This window comes from Mycobacterium sp. ML4 (assembly GCF_054515735.1).
The window spans coordinates 32,977-53,600 of sequence record NZ_JBTNSY010000024.1; the positions used below are offsets into that span (position 1 = coordinate 32,977).

Here is a 20,624-nt window from a genome sequence, read left to right on the forward strand (position 1 = left end):
CGTTTCGATGCTGCGGACCCATGACGGGTGGTGGCTACCGCGCACCCGACATCCCAGATACCAACGGCGCCGCGTCCGTTGAAACAGAGATGAGAAAGATAGAGGGGCCAATGATGTCCGACTTCACCTACACCGAACCGCCGGCGCGGATTTCAGAGAGGATGCAGGAAAGCCTGGCCGCTGCAATGCAATCCGCTGACCAACTGCTCACCTCCCTGGGTGAGATGGCACCGGTCCAACGCAATCATGACGGTGCAATGGAGCAGCTGGGCGATGTGACGGCAGTGCACAGGTTCGTCGATGCGCCGGGCGACAGCGAAACGGTCAGGTGGCATTTCGTGGAAGCCGGTGCGCCGTCAGAGCCCACGGTGGTGTTTCTGCATGGGCTGCCCGATTCGTGGTGGCAATGGCACTACGCTCTGGAAGCCCTCAGCCCGCGCTATCACTGCCTGGCCATCGATCTCAAAGGTTATGGCCAGTCCGACAAACGCAGCGGCGATTATCGACAGTCCGGCGTCGCCGAGCAGCTCGGCGCTCTCCTCGACACGTTGCAGGTCGGCGAATTCACCCTTATCACCCACGATCGAGGCACTCCCGTCGGAGACCACCTCGTCGCGGCGATGGGTGAACGTGTATGCGGTTACGGGCGTGGGCAGCAACACTTTTGGCATCTGCATCCCAGTCTGCACCCGCAGCAGCAGCTGATGCAGTCGCCCGAGGCTCCGGCCATGCTGAGCGATGCCCGACGCTTCGCCGCGACTGCTTACTTCTGGCTCGCCGAACGGCCTGTCGACCGGGAGGACCTACTGCGCACCCTCGCCGAATTCAGCTACCCCGGGATCGCGACGGCGGTGCCACGGTACTTCCACTCGTCATCGTTTCGTCAGGAATGGGTGGATCGCCGGACCCGGCTGATCCGGTCCTGGACGGCTCCGGTGCTGTTGCTTCAAGGCGCTCACGATCCGCTGCAGCCACGTGAATTCTACGAAGACCCGGCGCTCTTGGCGATGTTGCCGCCCGGCAGCGACGTGCATCTGTTCGACACCGGGCACTTCTGGCCCTTTGAAGCGCCGCAGGAAACGGTCAGGCTGCTGGGCGAATTCTGCGACCGGGTTTGCCAGGTGCCGTCCGCCGGCTCGGCAAGCCGGTAGGGCTACCTCCGCGCGCTGTGCAGTCAACCGGGCAGGGCGGACCCGGGGGACGGCTGCGGGAAATGGGAATGTTGATGTTGAGCGACCAGATTGTCGGTGCCTGGCAGCTGATGTCCTTCGACGCGAAGGATGATTCCAGCGGTTCGGTGTTCCATCCTCTGGGAACCGACGCTGTGGGCCTGATCGTCTACACCCATGACGGCTACATGTCGGCGCAACTGATGCGGGCAGGCCGAAAAAGTGTCGGTGCTCAGTCAGCTCGGTCTGCCACGGCCGACTATCTCGCCTACGGCGGCCCGTATCACGTCGACGAGCAGACTGGTGTGATCACTCACGACGTGATGGTCTCGCTGTTACCCGATTGGCTGCACACGACGCAACTGCGCCACGGCACACTCGACGGCACCCGCCTCACTCTAGTCGCAGACGTGCCGACACAGGGGTCAACCCTACGGGCGACCCTTGTTTGGGGGAGGGTCCGGGCGGATTCGGCTCGCTCCCGGGACGGCACGCAGGACCCTGACGAACGGCCCTAGAAATCGGGAACCCCTGGGCGGCGGAGGCCGCGCACTGACGCCGTTACATCTCTTGTGCGCTTGTAGAAGAAATGTAACATTCATGGCATGCCAGATACCCACGTCGTGACCAATCAGGTTCCGCCCCTGGAGAACCACAACCCGGCGTCCTCGCCGGTCCTCATCGAGGCCCTGATCCGCGAAGGCGGGCAGTGGGGGCTGGACGAGGTCAACGAACTCGGCGCGATCTCAGGCAGTCGTGAGGCGCAACGCTGGGGCGAACTGGCCGACCGCAATCGACCCGTCCTGCACACCCACGACAGGGTCGGGCACCGGGTCGACGAGGTGGAGTACGACCCCGCCTATCACGCATTGATGCGGACGGCGATCGCCCACGGCCTGCACGCTGCGCCCTGGGCCGACGAGCGGCCGGGTTCGCACGTGGTGCGGGCCGCCAAGACGTCGGTCTGGACAGTGGAGCCGGGTCATATCTGCCCCATCTCGATGACCTACGCCGTGGTCCCGGCGCTGCGCTTCAACCCGGAACTGGCCGCGGTGTACGAGCCGCTGCTCACCAGCCGCGAATACGACCCGGAGCTGAAGCTGGCTGTCACGAAGGCGGGCATCACCGCCGGCATGTCGATGACCGAGAAGCAGGGCGGATCCGATGTTCGCGCCGGCACCACCCAGGCTTCGCCCAACGGCGACGGCACCTACAGCCTTCGGGGCCACAAGTGGTTCACCTCGGCGCCGATGTGCGACATCTTTCTGGTGCTCGCCCAAGCGCCCGGCGGTCTGTCCTGCTTCATGCTGCCGCGCATCCTGCCCGATGGCACCCGCAACCGGATGTTCCTGCAACGTCTCAAGGACAAACTCGGCAACCACGCCAACGCTTCCAGTGAAGTCGAATACGACGGGGCGACGGGCTGGCTGGTCGGTGAGGAGGGTCGCGGCGTCCCGACCATCATCGAGATGGTCAACCTCACCCGCCTGGACTGCGCGCTGGGCAGTGCCACCAGCATGCGCACCGGTTTGACTCGCGCCGTCTACCACGCGCAACACCGAAAGGCGTTCGGTGCCTACCTGATCGACCAGCCGCTGATGCGAAACGTGCTGGCAGACCTGGCGGTGGAGGCCGAGGCCGCCACCATGGTGGCGATGCGGATGGCCGGCGCCACCGACAAGGCCGTGCGGGGCGACCAGCGGGAGGCGTTGTTGCGCCGTATCGGGTTGGCGGCCAGCAAGTACTGGGTCTGCAAACGCTCCACTCCGCACGCGGCGGAGGCGCTGGAATGCCTGGGCGGCAACGGCTACGTCGAGGATTCCGGCATGCCCCGGCTCTACCGCGAAGCTCCGCTGATGGGAATCTGGGAGGGCTCGGGCAACGTCAGCGCGCTGGACACGTTGCGCGCCATGGCAACTCGGCCCGAATCGGTCGAGGTGCTGTTCGACGAGCTGGCGCAGACCGCGGGTCAGGACGCCCGGCAGGATGCGCACGTCGAGCAACTGCGCCGGCAATTGGCAGATGTGGACACCATTCAGTACCGCGCCCGCAAGGTGGCCGAGGACATCTGCCTGGCGTTGCAGGGATCCTTGCTGGTGCGCCATGGCCACCCTGCAGTCGCAGAGGCCTTCCTGGCCACCCGGCTTGCCGGGCAGTGGGGAGGGGCATTCGGCACCATGCCGAGCGGTTTGGACCTGGCGCCGATCATCGAACGTGCGCTGGTCAAGGGATGACCCACGCGATCAGGGGCGTCGATTTCGACAACCTGAAGACGATGACCTACGAGGTCACCGACCGGGTTGCGCGCATCACCTTCAACCGCCCGGAAAAGGGCAACGCGATTGTCGCGGACACCCCGCTGGAGCTGTCGGCGTTGGTGGAGCGGGCCGACCTGGACCCGAACGTTCACGTCATCCTGGTCTCCGGACGCGGTGCAGGTTTCTGCGCCGGCTTCGATCTGTCCGCTTACGCCGACCGGACGGGGTCGGCGGGCCAGGAGGGCGGCTACCACGGCACGGTGCTGGATGGGAGGACGCAGGCGATCAACCACCTGCCGAACCAGCCGTGGGATCCGATGATCGACTACCAGATGATGAGCCGGTTCGTGCGCGGCTTCTCCAGCCTGATGCATGCCGACAAGCCGACCGTGGTCAAGATCCACGGCTACTGTGTGGCCGGCGGCACCGACATCGCACTGCACGCCGATCAGGTGATCGCCGCCGCGGACGCGAAAATCGGTTATCCGCCTACTCGGGTCTGGGGCGTGCCGGCGGCGGGTCTGTGGGCACACCGCCTGGGTGACCAGCGTGCCAAACGGCTGCTGTTCACCGGTGACTGCATCACCGGCGCACAGGCGGCCGAGTGGGGGCTGGCGGTCGAGGCGCCCGATCCGGCCGACCTCGACGAGCGCACCGAACGGTTGGTGGCCAGAATCGCCGCGTTGCCGGTCAACCAGTTGATCATGATCAAGCTCGCGCTCAACGCCCCGCTGCTGCAGCAGGGTGTGGCCACCAGCCGGATGGTCAGCACCGTGTTCGACGGGGTGGCGCGGCACACGCCGGAGGGACACGCGTTCGTCGCCGACGCCGTTGAGCACGGTTTCCGCGATGCGGTCAAACACCGCGACGAACCGTTCGGGGATTACGGCCGGAAAGCCTCTCAGGTGTAGCCGTGCGCAGGATGACTGCCCGGTCCGTGGTGCTCAGCGTGCTGTTGGGGGCGCACCCGGCGTGGGCCACTGCTGGCGAGTTGGTCAGGCTGACCGCCGATTTCGGTATCAAGGAGGCGACCCTGCGGGTGGCGTTGACCCGCATGGTCAGTGCCGGTGACCTGATCCGGTCCGCCGACGGGTATCGGCTCTCCGATCGGTTGCTGGCCCGCCAGCGTCGCCAGGACGAGGCGATGCGGCCACGTACCCGGGCCTGGCGCGGGCGCTGGCACCTTGTCATCGTGACCAGTGTCGGCACCGACCCGCGTTCCCGCGCCGCACTGCGCAACACCATGCATGACAAGCGGTTCGCTGAGTTGCGGGAAGGTGTCTGGATGCGCCCGGACAACCTCGACGTGGATTTGCCGCCCGATGTCGCGGCCCGGGTGCGGGTGCTGCGGGCGCGTGACGACGCCCCGGCGGAGCTGGCCGGACAGTTATGGGATCTGAGGCAATGGGCCGGCGTAGGTCACCGGTTGCTGGCGGAGATCGGCCAGGCCACGGACATGCCGGGCCGTTTCGTGGTGGCCGCGGCCATGGTGCGCCACCTCAATGCCGACCCGATCCTGCCCGACGAACTGCTGCCGGTGGATTGGCCCGGTGCCGCGTTGCGGGCGGCTTACCACGACTTCGCCACCGAACTGGCGGAACTGCGTGACACGACCCAACTTCAGGAGGCGAGATGAGCGATTTGGTGCGGGTGCAGCGCGAGGGCCCGGTGACCACGATCAGCATCGACCGGCCGCAGGCGCGCAACGCGGTCAACGGCCCGACGGCGGCCGCGCTGTACACGGCGTTTCAACGGTTCGACCGCGACGACACCGCATCGGTGGCGGTGTTGTGCGGCGAGGGCGGAACGTTCTGCGCGGGGGCCGATTTGAAGGCCTTCGGTACACCCGAAGCCAACTCGGTGCACCGCACCGGCCCGGGTCCCATGGGACCCTCGCGCATGATGCTGTCCAAACCGGTGATCGCGGCAGTGGACGGTTACGCGGTGGCCGGGGGCCTCGAGCTGGCGTTGTGGTGTGATCTGCGGGTCGCCGGGGAGGACGCCGTCTTCGGTGTGTTCTGCCGGCGCTGGGGGGTGCCGCTCATCGACGGCGGCACCGTGCGGTTGCCGCGGCTGATCGGGCACAGCCGTGCGATGGACATGATCCTCACCGGCCGGGGCGTCCAGGCCGACGAGGCGCTGGCGATCGGGCTGGCCAACCGGGTGGTGCCCAAAGGTCAAGCGCGCCAAGCCGCGCAGACGTTGGCCGCCGAACTCGCCGCACTCCCGCAGCAGTGTCTGCGGTCGGACCGGCTGTCGGCTTTGCACCAATGGGGCCTGCCCGAGTCCGCGGCGATGGATCTGGAGTTCGCCAGCATCTCCCGGGTAGCCGCCGAGGCGCAGGAGGGCGCGGGGCGGTTCGCCGGCGGTGCGGGCCGGCACGGCGCCCCGGCGAGTTAGCCGCCCTTGGTCACGGTGTTGTTCGGGCCGATCTCGTTGACCTCCGGGTTACCGTCTTTGTAGGTGATGGCGTTGTCCATGCCCAGCACCGTGATCCGGGTGTTGACCTTGTCGAGGGTGATCTTGTTCTTCCTGCCGCCGACGCTCACCGTCTCGCAGGTGCCGTTGACGGTCAGCGTGTTGTCCGACCCGGTCACATTCAGCGACTTACCCGCTTCGCAGGAGATCGTGGCCGTCTCACCCACCGATGCGTAGACGACGGTGTCGCCCACCTGAACCGACGTGCTCATGGTGGGGCCGCCGCCGCTGGTGGATGTCGTGCCCGCGGTGCCGCTGCTGGTGGTCGTGGACGAGGACTTGGATGATGAGGTGCTGCTTCCCGGTGGCCCGGCTGTCGAACTGCAGCCGGCCACACCGACGGCTGCGGTGACGGCGGCAGCCGACAGGGCTAGGCCGGCCCGGCGGAATGTCTCGGCAGTTCCGTTGGCGCGCATGTTTTCTCGATTCCTCCCGTGAAAAAGAACTGTCACACTCGCCGGCTCAGGGCCCAACTCGCTGGATTCGGTTGACCATGCCCAGTTCGCGGCCGCGATCCCAGATGACGGGATCACCGTTCTTGTACAACACGGTCCCGTCGTAGCCGTACACCGTGATGTCGTTGACGACCGTGTCGGCGATCACCGTGTTGCCCGTCCCCATCATCGTGACCGCCCAGCAGCTGCCCTTGGCGGTGACGATGTTGTTGGTCCCGTTGACGAAGAGCGTGGCCTCGCCACAGTCGATCGTCGTCTCCACACCCTGCCCGGTGATGTGGGTGTCGCCGTTCTTGGCAAGTGCTGACGGTGCGGCCGACACGGCAACGACGGTCACGGCGGACACGGCCACCGTCCCCACGGCGGTTGTCCACTTCACTGCGGGCCCCCCTTCGTTGGGCGGGTGGTGCGCTCGATGAGACCTCGATTGAGATTACGTGCATTTAACTGCGCGACGACAGACCCGACGCGTTTATTCGCAAAAGACGTGGCGGCCCCGCTCACCGCGACGGAGCGCCGCAACCGGCCACCGGGCGGAGTCAACTAGAGTCATTAGTTAGCTCTCACGACCGCGAAGGGTGAATCGCCATGGCAGCTCAGCCGGAGCCCCCGGCAGGTGGCGGCCGTGCGCGGGGCGCGAAGTCCGGAGCCCGTCAAGCCAAGCTGAGCCGCGAAGGCATCGTCGACGGCGCGCTGACCTTCCTGGACCGGGAGGGCTGGGACTCGTTGACCATCAACGCGCTGGCGACCCAGTTGGGGACCAAGGGTCCGTCGCTGTACAACCACGTGGACAGCCTGGAAGATCTGCGCCGCGCGGTGCGCATCCGGGTGATCGACGACATCATCACGATGCTCAACCGGGTGGGGGAGGGACGTTCCCGCGACGACGCCGTCCTGGTCATGGCCGGCGCCTACCGTAGCTACGCGCACCACCACCCCGGGCGGTACTCCGCATTCACCCGGATGCCACTCGGGGGCGACGACCCCGAATACACGGCCGTGACCCGCGGAGCGGCCGCACCCGTGATCGCGGTGCTGTCGTCCTATGGCCTGGACGGCGAGGAGGCCTTCTATGCCGCCCTCGAGTTCTGGTCGGCGATGCACGGGTTCGTACTGCTGGAGATGACCGGCGTGATGGACGAGATCGACACCGACGCCGTGTTCACCGACATGGTGCTGCGGTTGGCGGCCGGTATGGATCGGCGCACCGTTCAGGCGGCAGAGGCGCCCTGACGCGCGGGCCCACGGAGCCTATTCGGCCCTCGTGCCGGTGATCCCGACCGCTTTTGACCTGCCAGACTACGGACGGGTATTGTGGGACCTCGTGCCTGGCGGCTAACGGCGCCTGATGTAGGGGCGTAAATGCCGGGCCAATTCGCATGTCCACAATGCAACGGATGGAGTATTCCGGGCAACCGCATGCGACACGCCCGGCCGCGGGGTGATCACGTTAGTCCGCGGAAGGGCATAACTGCAGTACAGGAACTTTTGAACAACGCACTCGACAAGCAACACAAGAACAGCAACACAGAAAGCCGGTAGATGCCAACCATCCAGCAGCTGGTCCGAAAGGGTCGTCGCGACAAGATCGCCAAGGTCAAAACCGCGGCTCTGAAGGGCAGCCCGCAGCGTCGTGGCGTATGCACCCGCGTGTACACCACCACCCCGAAGAAGCCGAACTCGGCGCTTCGGAAGGTTGCCCGTGTGAAGCTGACGAGTCAGGTTGAGGTCACGGCCTACATTCCGGGCGAGGGTCACAACCTCCAGGAGCACTCGATGGTGCTGGTGCGCGGCGGCCGGGTGAAGGACCTGCCCGGTGTGCGTTACAAGATCATCCGCGGTTCGCTCGACACCCAGGGCGTCAAGAACCGCAAGCAGGCTCGCAGCCGTTACGGCGCCAAGAAGGAGAAGAGCTGATGCCGCGCAAGGGGCCCGCGCCCAAGCGTCCGCTGGTCAACGACCCGGTCTACGGGTCGCAGCTGGTTACTCAACTGGTGAACAAAGTTCTGCTGAAGGGGAAGAAATCGCTGGCTGAGCGCATTGTCTATGGTGCGCTCGAGCAGGCCCGCGACAAGACCGGCACCGATCCCGTCATCACCCTCAAGCGTGCCCTCGACAACGTCAAGCCCGCCCTGGAGGTGCGTAGCCGCCGCGTCGGTGGTGCTACCTATCAGGTGCCCGTCGAGGTGCGCCCGGACCGGTCGACCACGCTGGCACTGCGCTGGCTCGTCAGCTTCTCCCGGCAGCGCCGCGAGAAGACGATGGTCGAGCGCCTGGCAAACGAGATCCTGGACGCCAGCAACGGCCTGGGTGCCTCCGTCAAGAGGCGTGAGGACACCCACAAGATGGCCGAGGCAAACCGCGCCTTCGCGCACTATCGCTGGTGATAGCCGCCTGCGGGCACGCGGGGCGCAACCGATAGCGAACTACCAAGCAACGAAAGAGTGGGAAGACTTCTGTGGCCCAGAAGGACGTGCTGACCGACCTTACGAAGGTCCGCAACATCGGCATCATGGCGCACATCGACGCCGGCAAGACCACGACGACCGAGCGCATCCTCTACTACACCGGCATCAGCTACAAGATCGGTGAGGTTCACGATGGTGCGGCCACGATGGACTGGATGGAGCAGGAGCAGGAGCGTGGCATCACCATCACCTCCGCGGCTACCACCTGCTTCTGGAACGACAACCAGATCAACATCATCGACACCCCCGGGCACGTCGACTTCACGGTGGAAGTGGAGCGTTCACTACGTGTTTTGGATGGCGCCGTCGCGGTGTTCGACGGCAAGGAAGGCGTCGAGCCTCAGTCCGAGCAGGTCTGGCGGCAGGCCGACAAGTACGACGTGCCGCGCATCTGCTTCGTCAACAAGATGGACAAGATCGGCGCCGACTTCTACTTCTCCGTGCGGACCATGGAGGAGCGGCTGGGCGCCAACGTCATTCCGATCCAGCTGCCCGTCGGCTCCGAAGGTGACTTCGAGGGTGTCGTCGACCTGGTCGAGATGAACGCCAAGGTGTGGCGGGGCGAAACCAAGCTGGGCGAGACCTACGACACCATCGAGATCCCGGCAGAGCTGGAAGAGAAGGCCCAGGAGTACCGCACGAAGCTGCTCGAGGCCGTCGCCGAGACCGACGAGGAGTTGCTCGAGAAGTACCTCGGTGGAGAAGAGCTCACCGTCGCCGAGATCAAGGGCGCGATCCGCAAGCTCACCACCACCTCCGAGGCGTACCCGGTGCTGTGTGGCAGCGCGTTCAAGAACAAGGGCGTGCAGCCGATGCTGGATGCCGTCATCGACTACCTCCCCTCGCCGCTGGACGTGCCGCCGGCAGTCGGCCACCCGCCCGGCAAAGAGGACGAGGAGATCGTGCGCAAGCCGTCCACCGACGAGCCGTTCTCTGCGCTCGCGTTCAAGGTGGCAACGCACCCGTTCTTCGGCAAGCTCACCTACGTCCGGGTGTACTCGGGCAAGGTCGACTCGGGCAGCCAGGTCATCAATGCGACCAAGGGCAAGAAGGAGCGCCTGGGCAAGCTGTTCCAAATGCACTCCAACAAAGAGAACCCGGTGGAGACCGCGTCAGCGGGTCACATCTACGCGGTGATCGGCCTGAAAGACACCACCACCGGTGACACGCTGGCCGACCCGAACAACCAGATCGTGCTCGAGTCGATGACGTTCCCCGATCCGGTGATCGAGGTGGCCATCGAGCCCAAGACGAAGAGCGACCAGGAGAAGCTGAGCCTGTCGATCCAGAAGCTCGCCGAGGAGGACCCGACGTTCAAGGTCCACCAAGACGCCGAAACCGGCCAGACCGTGATCGGTGGCATGGGCGAGTTGCACCTGGACATCCTGGTGGACCGCATGCGCCGCGAGTTCAAGGTGGAAGCCAACGTCGGCAAGCCGCAGGTCGCCTACAAGGAGACCATCAAGCGGACGGTGGAAAAGGTCGAGTTCACGCACAAGAAGCAGACCGGCGGATCGGGCCAGTTCGCGAAGGTGCTGATCAGCATCGAGCCGTTCACCAGCGAAGACGGTGCGACCTACGAGTTCGAGAGCAAGGTCACCGGTGGGCGCATCCCGCGCGAGTACATCCCGTCGGTGGACGCCGGCGCCCAGGACGCCATGCAGTACGGCGTGTTGGCCGGCTACCCGTTGGTGAACTTGAAAGTCACGCTGCTCGACGGCGCCTTCCACGAGGTCGACTCGTCGGAGATGGCGTTCAAGATCGCCGGTTCGCAGGTGCTGAAAAAGGCTGCGGCACAAGCGCAGCCGGTGATCCTGGAACCGATCATGGCCGTCGAGGTCACCACCCCCGAGGACTACATGGGTGATGTGATCGGCGACCTGAACTCCCGCCGTGGCCAGATCCAGGCCATGGAGGAGCGGGCAGGTGCGCGCGTCGTCAGGGCGCACGTGCCGCTGTCGGAGATGTTCGGCTACGTCGGCGACCTGCGGTCCAAGACTCAGGGCCGGGCGAACTACTCCATGGTGTTCGACTCGTACGCCGAAGTGCCGGCGAACGTGTCGAAGGAGATCATCGCGAAGGCGACGGGCGAGTGAGTGTCAACTCACGAGCCCGGAGGCAAGCAATCGTCGGAAGCGAAGGCGACGGGCGAGTGAGTGTCAACTCACGAGCCCGGAGGCAAGCAATCGGTTCAGCGAAGGCGACTGACGAGTGAGCTGAGCCCTACGCGTAAGCTGACTCGGTTACCACGGCGGAAAAACCCAGAAGAAATCAACACTGCTTTTTTAAGCACCAACAGTCCAGGAGGACAACAAAGTGGCGAAGGCGAAGTTCCAGCGGACCAAGCCCCACGTCAACATCGGGACCATCGGTCACGTTGACCACGGCAAGACCACCCTGACCGCGGCTATCACCAAGGTCCTGCACGACAAGTACCCCGACCTGAACGAGTCGAAGGCGTTCGACCAGATCGACAACGCGCCGGAGGAGCGTCAGCGCGGTATCACGATCAACATCGCGCACGTGGAGTACCAGACCGAGAAGCGCCACTACGCGCACGTCGACGCACCCGGCCACGCCGACTACATCAAGAACATGATCACCGGTGCCGCCCAGATGGACGGCGCGATCCTGGTGGTCGCCGCGACAGACGGCCCGATGCCGCAGACGCGCGAGCACGTGCTGCTCGCCCGTCAGGTGGGCGTGCCCTACATCCTGGTCGCCCTGAACAAGTCCGACGCCGTCGACGACGAGGAGCTGCTCGAGCTGGTCGAGATGGAGGTCCGCGAGCTGCTGGCCGCCCAGGACTTCGACGAGGACGCGCCCGTGGTTCGGGTCTCGGCGCTGAAGGCGCTCGAGGGCGACGCCAAGTGGGTCGAGTCCGTGGAGCAGCTGATGGACGCGGTGGACGAGTCGATCCCGGACCCGGTCCGCGAAACCGACAAGCCGTTCCTGATGCCTGTCGAGGACGTCTTCACCATCACCGGTCGTGGCACCGTCGTCACCGGTCGTGTCGAGCGCGGTGTGGTGAACGTGAACGAGGAAGTCGAGATCGTCGGCATCCGTCCGACCACCACCAAGACCACCGTCACCGGTGTGGAGATGTTCCGCAAGCTGCTCGACCAGGGTCAGGCCGGTGACAACGTCGGTCTGCTGCTGCGTGGTGTCAAGCGTGAGGACGTCGAGCGCGGCCAGGTCGTCATCAAGCCCGGCACCACCACCCCGCACACCGAGTTCGAGGGTCAGGTCTACATCCTGTCCAAGGACGAGGGTGGTCGGCACACGCCGTTCTTCAACAACTACCGTCCGCAGTTCTACTTCCGCACCACCGACGTGACCGGTGTGGTGACGCTGCCGGAGGGCACCGAAATGGTGATGCCCGGTGACAACACCAACATCTCGGTGAAGCTGATCCAGCCTGTCGCCATGGACGACGGTCTGCGCTTCGCGATCCGTGAAGGTGGCCGCACCGTCGGCGCCGGCCGGGTCACCAAGATCATCAAGTAGCGCTTACTGCGCGACCAGACGCAAAGTCCCCCGAAAACCTCGGTTTTCGGGGGACTTTGCGTCTGGTGGGCACGCTGACTTGTGATCGGTAACGGCCATCCGAGGGCTACTCTGACATCACCTTTCGGGCGCCCGACCCGAGCTGAGTGAGGAGAGAGCACATGCTCGCGCGGTACATCAAGATGCAGCTGCTGGTGCTGCTATGCGGCGGCCTGGTCGGACCGATCTTTCTGGTCGTCTACTTCACCCTCGGTTTCGGTCAGCTGCTGTCCTGGATGTTCTACGTCGGCCTGCTGATCACCGTGGCCGATGTGCTGATCGCGATCGCGCTGACGTACTGGAGCGTCAACACCGCAGCGAAGAACGAGGCGCTCGAGCAGACCGGGGTGCTGGCACTGGCCCAGATCACCGGTCTGACCGAGACAGGCACCCGGATCAATGAGCAACCGGTGGTCAAGGTGCACCTGCACGTATCCGGACCCGGTATCGCGCCGTTCGACAGTGAGGACCGGGTGATCGCGAGTGTGACGCGACTGGGCAACCTGACGGCCCGCAAGCTGGTCGTCCTGGTCGACCCCACCACGAACGAATACCGAATCGATTGGGAGCGAAGCGCTTTGGTCAACGGATTAGTGCCGGCTCAGTTCACCGTCGAGGAAGACAACCGGACCTACGACCTCAGCGGCCAGGCGGGCCCTTTGATGGAGATCCTGCAACTGCTCAAGGCGAACAACATCCCGCTCAACCGCATCGTGGACGTGCGCTCGAATCCGGGGCTGCGTCATCAACTGCACGCGGTGGTGCGCCGGGCGGGCCAGCAGCAGGCCGGGCCGGCGCCGGAACAGGCCTCGATCGCCGACCGGCTGCAGGAGTTGGACTCGCTGCGGGCCACTGGTGTGGTGAACGACGACGAGTACGCCAGCCGCCGCGCCCAGATCATCGCCGAGATCTGACCCGGCATTGATTGGCGCCGACTGGCACGCCGGCATGGTGCCGGCGAGCCATCGGGCGACCTAACTAGAACACGTTTCAGTTTCGCTGCTAGCCTGACAGGCGGCGAAAGGGGAACGGTGGCGCAATCACTTCAAGGACGGGTCGCGTTCATCACCGGAGCCGCGCGGGCCCAGGGACGTTCCCATGCGATCCGGCTGGCCCGGGAAGGCGCCGACATCATCGCGTCAGACATCTGTGCACCGGTCTCGGACACGCTCACCTACCCGCCGGCCACACCCGGGGATCTCGCCGAGACCGTCCGCGCCGTGGAGGCCGAAGGTCGCAAGGTGCTGGCTCGCCAGGTGGACGTACGCGATGACGCGGCAGTGCGGCAGTTGGTGGCCGACGGTGTCGAACAGTTCGGCCGGCTTGACATCGTGGTCGCCAACGCCGGAGTGCTGGGCTGGGGCAGGGTCTGGGAACTCACCGATGAGCAGTGGGACACCGTCATCGGCGTCAACCTGACCGGAACCTGGCGTACCCTGCGTGCCACCATTCCCGCGATGATCGAGGCCGGCAACGGCGGCGCCATCGTGGTGGTCAGCTCCGCGGGCGGGCTCCGGGCCACACCCGGCAACGGCCACTACGCGGCCAGCAAATTCGGATTGACCGCGCTCACCAACACCCTGGCACTTGAACTCGGCGAATACGGCATCCGGGTCAATTCCATCCATCCGTACTCGGTCGACACCCCGATGATCGAGCCGGAGGCGATGATGCGGGTGTTCGCCGAGCACCCCCGGTTCGTGCATGCCTTCCCGCCAATGCCCATGCAGTACAAGGGGTTTATGTCCCCTGATGAGGTTTCCGATGTCGTCGTATGGCTGGCCGGTGACGGATCGGGCACCCTGTCGGGCACGCAGATCCCGGTGGACAAGGGCGCATTGAAGTACTAATTGTCGACCGTGCTATGAACTGCACGTGAGCAAAGACGGAATCGTGATCGTCGGCGGTGGGCTGGCCGCGGCCCGGACCGCCGAGCAGCTGCGCCGTGCGCAGTACGCCGGCCCCATCACCATCGTCAGCGACGAGGTGCACCTGCCCTACGACCGGCCGCCGCTGTCCAAGGAGGTGCTGCGCAGCGAGATCGATGACACCGCCCTCAAGCCACGCGAATGGTACGACGAGAAGAACATCACCCTGCGTCTCGGCGCGGCGGCCACCGGCATCGACACCGCTGGCCAGACCGTGACGCTGGCTGATGGAACCACGCTGGCCTACGACGAACTGGTCATTGCCACCGGGCTGGTGCCGCGGCGGATTCCGAGCCTGCCGGACCTGGACGGAATCCGGGTGCTGCGATCCTTCGACGAGTGCATGGCGTTGCGCACGCACGCGTCGTCGGCCAAAAAGGCTGTGGTGATCGGCGCCGGCTTCATCGGCTGCGAAGTGGCGGCCAGCCTGCGCGGTCTCGGTGTGGACGTGGTCCTGGTGGAGCCGCAGCCGACGCCGCTGGCCTCGGTGCTGGGTGAGCAGATCGGTGCCCTGGTGACCCGACTGCATCGCGACGAGGGCGTCGATGTGCGCACCGGCGTAGGGGTGGCCGAGGTCCGCGGTGTGGGTCGCGTCGAGGAGGTCGTGCTCACCGACGGCGCGGAACTGCCAGCCGACCTGGTAGTGGTCGGCATCGGCTCGCACCCGGCCACCGGCTGGCTCGCCGGCAGCGGCATCAAGGTCGACGGAGCCGATAAAGGCGTCGTCTGCGACGAGGCCGGGCGCACCAGCGCCCCGCACGTCTGGGCGCTCGGTGACGTCGCCTCCTGGCGCGATGCCTCGGGACATCAAGTGCGCGTGGAACATTGGAGCAACGTGGCCGACCAGACCCGGGTGGTGGTGCCGGCCATGCTGGGCAGTGAAGTGCCATCGGCCGTCGTCGTCCCGTACTTCTGGAGCGACCAGTACGACGTCAAGATCCAGTGCCTGGGCGAGCCCGAAGCCACGGACACCGTGCACATCGTCGAAGACGACGGCCGCAAGTTCCTGGCCTACTACGAACGCGACGGTGCGCTGGTCGGCGTGGTCGGCGGCGGACTGCCCGGCAAGGTGATGAAGGTACGCGCCAAAGTTGCCGCCGCCGTGCCTATTTCGGAGATGTTAGGCACCGAGGGCTAGAACTGCCCCAGATAGAACCGCGAGCCCTGGTCGTCGGTGCATTCCGCTGACATCCCGTAGGGCTGTCGTGACGGCTCGTCCAACACGGTGCCGCCGGCTTCGCGCACCCGGGCCACCGCAGCGTCGATGTCCTCGACGGTCCACATCGGCACCGTGACGCGACGCGGGCTCCCGCCCGCGGCACCGGACATCGGGTGGGCGTCGCGCACCTGCCATCCGTCGGTGATGCGGCCGGGTTCGAAAGTCCAGCCCAGCATTCGGCCGTAGAAGGCACGGAACCCGGCGGATTCGGTCACCTCGTAGGTCACGTAGGCCAGCTCGCCAGGCCCCGACCCGTTGAGCGCCGGACGTTTCCGGCCCGCTGCCGGTTCGAACACCGCGAAGGGCGCGCCCTGCGGGTCGGTGGCGTCCAAGGTGATGCCGTGCTCGGTGCGGCGGGTTTCGCCCACGCTACCGCCGGCCTCGGTGATCGTCGCGCGCGCGGCCTGAAGGTCGATGACGGCGTAGCAGCACAATAGGCTCGGCTCGGCGCCGGCGCGGATGTCGGTGGGCAGCTCGGTGTTCGTCACCCGATGCGAAGCGGTATCGACGGTCCACCCGAGCACATGTGCGTAGAAGGCAGCGGCGCGATCGGCGTCAGGTACCCGCAGCGAGATGGAGCCGAGGTCACCCTGCCTGATACCGGTGACCGCGGCGGCCATCGGCCCGCTGAGCATCCACCGGTGGCCGAACGGGTCGATGATTGTCGCGTTGCGAGAGCCATGGCCTTCATAGATTTCACGCTGCACCATTGCGCCGCGCGCGCGGGCCCGCTCCAGCGCTGCATCGGTATCGGCGACGTTCAGCACCAAACTAACCGAAACTGCCTGCGGCATAGGTGCTTTGAGCCCCATCTCGGGAAATTCGTCGGCCAGATACAGCACACCACCGCCGATTTCGATTTCGGCATGTCCAATTCGACCGTCATCCATCACTATCGGTTCACCGGCCAGGACTGCGCCCAACGCCTCGGCGTACCAGTCGATCGCGGCACGTGCGCCGCGCACACTCAGGTAAGGAAGCGCGGCCGGGCGCGGGGCAGCGCTGACGGCTGAGTCCTGCGGCAATTCGGAAATAGTGGTGGCCGTGTCACTCATAACAACTCCTTCGGGTAGCGACAAGGCGGACTCCAACCGCTGACGCAACAGCGCAGCGAAGCCCGCATCGGGTTGCACCGGAAGGTCACCGGTGTGTAGCACGTCGAGCGGGTCGCGCTGACTCATGACGTGCCTCCTTCCGGATATTCCTTGCGGAACGCCCTTTTGGCGCGAACCAGCAGCGCCTCGGTGGCGTGCACGGTGCGCCCCAGCAGTGCGGCGCATTCACCGACGCTGCAGTCGTCCATATAGCGCAGCACAAGCACCGCGCGGTGTGAGTCGCTCAACCTGGTCAGCACGCTCTCGGCGACCAACCGGTCCAGTTCGGCGTCCCAGTCGTCGGTCGGATCGATCGGCTCCGGTGGGTCGGCCACCGGCACCGGATCACGCCGGCGCCGATAGTGGTCGGCCAGTTTATGCCGCGCCACCCCCATCAACCAGGGGATCGCAATCGGCGGCGGATTGTCTTCACGCGCCGCGGCCCGCGCCGTTTGCAGACCGGCCAGGAAGGTCTCCGACGTCAGATCCTCCGCCGTTCCCCGATCGCCGCAACGGCGAACGAAGTAGCCGTAGACCACCGGCAGCGCCTCGTCGTACAGCGCAAGCAACGCGTGCGCAGCGTCGCGCTGGTGGTGCGGTTGGGCGCTCACATCGTTATCGTCGTTGTGGCCCGCGAAACTCCGACGGGGTCTTCGGAGAAATGCCGCACCGGCATCACTGCCAGTGCACCGGTGCGCCGTGAGCGTGGCACTGGGCAAGCACGCGTTCCTCGCCACCCGGCCATGTCGCGGCGCGTACCAGAAACTTCAACGTGCCGTCCGAACCCTCCCGCGACGGCTCCAGGGTCAGGTGCGCGAACGGTTTCCGCGCGCCGGCCTGCGCAGCCAGCCTGTCGATGCCGGTTCGTACGGCCGCACGTTCGTCAGTGGACAGATACTGCCAGGTGATCGAGTGCCACAGCACGGTCAGCGTGCCGTCGGTGAGGGTGAGATCGGCCACCGCGTCCGCCGCCGTCCGGCGCTCCAACCGCGCCGGTACCTGGCGAGCCACAGCGATGGCGCCACGCAACCGGTCCAACCGGGCGTGCTGATCGGGCCACACGTAGCTCAGCACCGTCAGCTCCCCGTCGGACTCAGTGACATCGATCGGCGCGATGTCGTATCCGTGCCGTTCGATGATCTCGAGTTTGTTGCCCGGTGGCAGTTGGCCGCGCCACGCGTCGTCGATCACCACCGGCGAATCGCGCGGTCCCCACTGGTTGCCGGCGTAGCGGTAGTGGTAGTGGTCGGCCCGCAGATTCAGTCCGGCACTCGAACCGATCTCGAAAATTCGCACCGGCAGGTGAGAACGGTTGAGGTACAGCAGACCGCCGACCAGTGCGGCCGACCGGCCCACCTCGTTGGTCTGCGGAGGAAGAAGCAGCGCCGCCCGCAACTCGTCGGCACGCTCACCCGCGACGAGCAGGATCTCGGGCCAGGCGCGGGCGGCGTCCCAGCTGCCGCCGGTGCTGGGATACCAACGACGCAATTGTGGTGCCCGGCCGTCAAGCACCATCCGGTGCAGGCCGCCGAGCAGCCGCAGCGGCACCGCCTGGCCCGAGGATGCGTCCTCGTGGCCGGTGAGGATCGTTGCGAAGATGCCGCCGGCTTCCACGTCGCCGGCCACCAGATCGAACAATTCGCCGTATATCGCCGACCCGGATCGCGCGCAGAACCGTCCCTGCGACCGCAGCGTGTGCAGCAGGTGCTCGAGGTTGCTCACTCGAGTGAGTCCAGGCCCGCGCCGACGACGTCGAACGCATTCCCCAGCGCCTCCGGGAGCGAGACCGACTCGTCTGCAAGCCAGTGTTCGTAGGCGCTCAGCGCAACTCCGAGCATGGTCCAAGCGACGGTCTGCGACCTCAGGTCGCTGGTCTTGCGACCAAGTCTGCGCGCGACGAAGCCGGCGATCACGTCTCGCCACCCCGCGTACATTGTCATCGAATAGGCTTGCAGCTCAGCAGTTTCCAGGATCACTCGCATGCGTTGCCGGTGCCGGACCGACTCGCACTCGTCGAAGGTGTTGAACGCCAGTAACGCGCTACGCAGTGCTTCGCGCAGGGGCACCTGCGGCTCGACGTTGTCGAGCAATTCCTGCAGTTGTTGGAGGTGGGCGTCGAAATCGCCCCACGGGATCGCGTTCTTGGAGGCGTAGTAGCGGAACAGGGTGCGGCGTGCGATGCCGGCGGCCTGAGCGACGTCGTCCACGCTGACTTCAGCGAACCCGCGGGCGGCGAACAGGTCGATGGCAACGTCGGTGATGTGCAGCGGGGTTGTCGAGCGGCGCCTGCCCACTCGCGATTCCGGCAGCATCAGACCCGCCCTTCCATTTCGGCACTCAATGCCATATTCTGGCCACGTTCGTCAGATTGTGATCAGCACCACCCCATCATTGTCGAGTCCCTTCGATGAAAGGCAATCGCCATGGACAACGAAAACCAGACCGAGACCGAACTCGTCTCCGAGACTCTGGTGGAAGAGGTTTCCATCGACGGCATGTGCGGGGTCTACTGACGGTGCCCGCACCCGCTCCGGCCCGGGATAGCGCGCAGCTGCACCCGGACAGTGCCTGGCGACTGCATCCGCAGGTGTCGATCCGGCCGGAACCGTTTGGCGCGCTGCTGTATCACTTCGGCACGCGCAAACTGTCGTTCCTGAAGAACCGCACCATTCTCGCGGTGGTGCAGTCGCTGGCCGACCACCCGGACGTGCGTTCCGCCTGCCGGGCCGCCGGAGTAGACGACCACGACCAGGGCCCTTACCTGCACGCGCTCGGTGTGCTGGCCCGCTCCACCATGCTGGTACCCCGGGAGGGCGAATGACCGCAGCAGCCAGAGTCCCCGCACTCGTCGAACAGTTCGAGCAGGGGCTCGACGCTCCGATCTGCCTGACCTGGGAGCTGACGTACGCCTGCAACCTGGCATGCGTGCACTGCCTGTCATCGTCGGGCAAACGCGACCCGGGTGAGCTGTCCACCCTGCAATGCATGGACATCATCGACGAACTCGAACGCATGCAGGTGTTCTACGTGAACATCGGCGGTGGCGAACCCACTGTGCGGCCGGACTTTTGGGAGCTGGTGGACTACGCCACCGGACACCACGTCGGGGTGAAGTTCTCTACCAACGGCGTGCGCATCACCCCCGAAGTGGCGGCACGGCTGGCGGCCAGCGACTACGTGGACGTGCAGATATCGCTGGACGGCGCCACCGCCGAAGTCAACGACGCCGTTCGGGGGCCGGGGTCGTTCGCGATGGCGGTGCGGGCATTGGAGAATCTGGCCGCGGCCGGTTTCTCCCAGAATGGTGGGGCGAAGATCTCGGTGGTGATGACCCGGCACAATGTCGACCAGCTCGACGACTTCGCCGCTCTGGCACGCCGATACGGTGCAACGCTGCGCATCACCCGGCTGCGGCCGTCGGGGCGCGGCGCCGACGTGTGGGAGGATTTGCACCCCACGGCCGACCAGCAGGTGCAGTTGTATGACTGGCTGGTGGCCAAGGGCGAGGGAGTGCTGACCGGCGATTCCTTCTTTCATCTGGCGCCGCTGGGCGCGCCGGGGGCGCTGGCCGGGCTGAACATGTGCGGGGCCGGTCGGGTGGTGTGCCTGATCGACCCGGTGGGCGACGTGTACGCCTGCCCGTTCGCCATCCACGACCGCTTCCTCGCTGGAAATGTTTTGACCGACGGCGGTTTCGACAGCATCTGGAAGAACGCGCCACTGTTCGGCGAGCTGCGTGAGCCTCAGTCGGCCGGAGCCTGCGGCAGTTGCGGGCACTACGACAGCTGCCGCGGTGGTTGCATGGCGGCGAAGTTCTTCACCGGCCTGCCGATGGACGGCCCGGATCCCGAATGCGTGCAGGGCCACGGTGCGCCCGCGTTGCAACGCGACCGTGCCACGCCGAGGCCGCGCGTCGACCATTCCCGCGGCAAGCGGATCAGCGCACCCGTGCCGTTGACTCTGTCCACCAGACCACCGTCGCGGCTTTGCAACGAAAGTCCCGTCTAAC

Annotated in this window: 23 protein-coding genes; 17 read left to right on the plus strand and 6 right to left on the minus strand. The window is 65.9% G+C overall.

Going from position 1 to position 20,624, the window contains the following annotated elements; translation table 11 throughout:
- The first annotated feature begins 20 nt into the window (after nt 1-20).
- The 6 genes from ACX9NE_RS23325 (at nt 21) to ACX9NE_RS23350 (ending at nt 5,827) form a co-directional block, all read left to right on the plus strand.
- On the plus strand, nt 21-1,151 hold the full coding sequence (locus ACX9NE_RS23325; RefSeq protein ID WP_459363620.1) for an alpha/beta fold hydrolase: 1,131 nt from the start codon (nt 21-23) through the stop codon (nt 1,149-1,151).
- Between the two features lie 77 nt (nt 1,152-1,228).
- Nucleotides 1,229-1,687, plus strand: coding sequence for a lipocalin-like domain-containing protein (locus tag ACX9NE_RS23330; RefSeq protein ID WP_459363621.1), 459 nt, complete (start codon nt 1,229-1,231; stop codon nt 1,685-1,687).
- Between the two features lie 87 nt (nt 1,688-1,774).
- Entirely contained in the window at nt 1,775-3,403 is a 1,629-nt protein-coding gene (locus ACX9NE_RS23335; protein ID WP_459363622.1) for an acyl-CoA dehydrogenase family protein, read from the plus strand.
- On the plus strand, nt 3,400-4,338 hold the full coding sequence (locus ACX9NE_RS23340) for a crotonase/enoyl-CoA hydratase family protein (protein WP_459363623.1): 939 nt from the start codon (nt 3,400-3,402) through the stop codon (nt 4,336-4,338). Before ACX9NE_RS23335 ends, ACX9NE_RS23340 begins: the two co-directional genes overlap by 4 nt.
- A gap of 2 nt (nt 4,339-4,340) precedes the next feature.
- Complete coding sequence (locus ACX9NE_RS23345; RefSeq protein ID WP_459363624.1) at nt 4,341-5,063, plus strand: PaaX family transcriptional regulator C-terminal domain-containing protein; 723 nt, start codon at nt 4,341-4,343, stop codon at nt 5,061-5,063.
- Nucleotides 5,060-5,827, plus strand: a complete 768-nt coding sequence (locus tag ACX9NE_RS23350) for a crotonase/enoyl-CoA hydratase family protein (protein WP_459363625.1) — start codon at nt 5,060-5,062, stop codon at nt 5,825-5,827. Before ACX9NE_RS23345 ends, ACX9NE_RS23350 begins: the two co-directional genes overlap by 4 nt.
- Here ACX9NE_RS23350 and ACX9NE_RS23355 read toward each other — a convergent pair.
- Nucleotides 5,824-6,321, minus strand: coding sequence for a DUF3060 domain-containing protein (locus tag ACX9NE_RS23355; RefSeq protein WP_459363626.1), 498 nt, complete (start codon nt 6,319-6,321; stop codon nt 5,824-5,826). The genes ACX9NE_RS23350 and ACX9NE_RS23355 overlap by 4 nt on opposite strands.
- A gap of 46 nt (nt 6,322-6,367) precedes the next feature.
- Nucleotides 6,368-6,721 carry a DUF3060 domain-containing protein gene (locus tag ACX9NE_RS23360; RefSeq protein ID WP_459363675.1) on the minus strand — a complete coding sequence of 118 codons (354 nt, stop codon included), beginning with the start codon at nt 6,719-6,721 and terminating at the stop codon, nt 6,368-6,370.
- A gap of 227 nt (nt 6,722-6,948) precedes the next feature.
- On the opposite strand from ACX9NE_RS23360, the gene ACX9NE_RS23365 reads away from it, so the two are divergent.
- The 8 genes from ACX9NE_RS23365 (at nt 6,949) to ACX9NE_RS23400 (ending at nt 15,440) form a co-directional block, all read left to right on the plus strand.
- Nucleotides 6,949-7,593 (plus strand): TetR/AcrR family transcriptional regulator, encoded by a 645-nt coding sequence (locus tag ACX9NE_RS23365; RefSeq protein WP_459363627.1) that lies wholly within the window; start codon nt 6,949-6,951, stop codon nt 7,591-7,593.
- Between the two features lie 309 nt (nt 7,594-7,902).
- The gene (rpsL, locus tag ACX9NE_RS23370) at nt 7,903-8,277 is read left to right on the plus strand and encodes a 30S ribosomal protein S12 (protein WP_007167812.1); all 375 of its coding nucleotides are present in this window, start codon (nt 7,903-7,905) and stop codon (nt 8,275-8,277) included.
- A complete protein-coding gene (rpsG, locus tag ACX9NE_RS23375; RefSeq protein WP_036352615.1) occupies nt 8,277-8,747 on the plus strand; it encodes a 30S ribosomal protein S7 in 471 nt (156 codons plus the stop codon). The genes rpsL and rpsG overlap by 1 nt, the downstream gene beginning before the upstream one ends.
- Nucleotides 8,748-8,818: 71 nt before the next feature.
- Nucleotides 8,819-10,924: an elongation factor G gene (gene fusA / locus ACX9NE_RS23380; RefSeq protein WP_459363628.1), complete on the plus strand. Its 2,106-nt coding sequence runs from the start codon at nt 8,819-8,821 to the stop codon at nt 10,922-10,924.
- Nucleotides 10,925-11,144: 220 nt separating this feature from the next.
- Nucleotides 11,145-12,335: an elongation factor Tu gene (gene tuf / locus ACX9NE_RS23385; protein ID WP_459363629.1), complete on the plus strand. Its 1,191-nt coding sequence runs from the start codon at nt 11,145-11,147 to the stop codon at nt 12,333-12,335.
- Nucleotides 12,336-12,496: 161 nt separating this feature from the next.
- Nucleotides 12,497-13,288: an SHOCT domain-containing protein gene (locus ACX9NE_RS23390; protein ID WP_459363630.1), complete on the plus strand. Its 792-nt coding sequence runs from the start codon at nt 12,497-12,499 to the stop codon at nt 13,286-13,288.
- A 117-nt stretch (nt 13,289-13,405) separates the two neighbouring features.
- Nucleotides 13,406-14,224, plus strand: coding sequence for a mycofactocin-coupled SDR family oxidoreductase (locus ACX9NE_RS23395; RefSeq protein ID WP_459363631.1), 819 nt, complete (start codon nt 13,406-13,408; stop codon nt 14,222-14,224).
- Nucleotides 14,225-14,249: 25 nt separating this feature from the next.
- On the plus strand, nt 14,250-15,440 hold the full coding sequence (locus tag ACX9NE_RS23400) for an NAD(P)/FAD-dependent oxidoreductase (RefSeq protein ID WP_459363632.1): 1,191 nt from the start codon (nt 14,250-14,252) through the stop codon (nt 15,438-15,440).
- Here the strand turns inward: ACX9NE_RS23400 and ACX9NE_RS23405 are convergent.
- From ACX9NE_RS23405 to mftR, 4 genes are all read right to left on the minus strand, one after another.
- The gene (locus tag ACX9NE_RS23405) at nt 15,437-16,702 is read right to left on the minus strand and encodes a VOC family protein (RefSeq protein WP_459363633.1); all 1,266 of its coding nucleotides are present in this window, start codon (nt 16,700-16,702) and stop codon (nt 15,437-15,439) included. The genes ACX9NE_RS23400 and ACX9NE_RS23405 overlap by 4 nt on opposite strands.
- Entirely contained in the window at nt 16,699-17,226 is a 528-nt protein-coding gene (locus ACX9NE_RS23410; RefSeq protein ID WP_459363634.1) for an RNA polymerase sigma factor, read from the minus strand. The genes ACX9NE_RS23405 and ACX9NE_RS23410 overlap by 4 nt, the downstream gene beginning before the upstream one ends.
- Nucleotides 17,227-17,290: 64 nt before the next feature.
- Nucleotides 17,291-18,337 carry a DUF2332 domain-containing protein gene (locus tag ACX9NE_RS23415; RefSeq protein ID WP_459363635.1) on the minus strand — a complete coding sequence of 349 codons (1,047 nt, stop codon included), beginning with the start codon at nt 18,335-18,337 and terminating at the stop codon, nt 17,291-17,293.
- Nucleotides 18,334-18,927: a mycofactocin system transcriptional regulator gene (mftR, locus tag ACX9NE_RS23420; protein ID WP_459363636.1), complete on the minus strand. Its 594-nt coding sequence runs from the start codon at nt 18,925-18,927 to the stop codon at nt 18,334-18,336. The genes ACX9NE_RS23415 and mftR overlap by 4 nt, the downstream gene beginning before the upstream one ends.
- 111 nt (nt 18,928-19,038) lie before the next feature.
- Here mftR and mftA point away from each other — a divergent pair, with 111 nt between their 5' ends.
- From mftA to mftC, 3 genes are read left to right on the plus strand one after another with little or no spacing between them, the layout of a single operon-like run.
- Entirely contained in the window at nt 19,039-19,128 is a 90-nt protein-coding gene (gene mftA / locus ACX9NE_RS23425) for a mycofactocin precursor MftA (RefSeq protein WP_459363637.1), read from the plus strand.
- Nucleotides 19,113-19,436: a mycofactocin biosynthesis chaperone MftB gene (gene mftB / locus ACX9NE_RS23430; protein ID WP_459363638.1), complete on the plus strand. Its 324-nt coding sequence runs from the start codon at nt 19,113-19,115 to the stop codon at nt 19,434-19,436. The genes mftA and mftB overlap by 16 nt, the downstream gene beginning before the upstream one ends.
- Entirely contained in the window at nt 19,433-20,623 is a 1,191-nt protein-coding gene (gene mftC / locus ACX9NE_RS23435; RefSeq protein WP_459363639.1) for a mycofactocin radical SAM maturase, read from the plus strand. Before mftB ends, mftC begins: the two co-directional genes overlap by 4 nt.
- Nucleotide 20,624 lies beyond the last annotated feature (1 nt).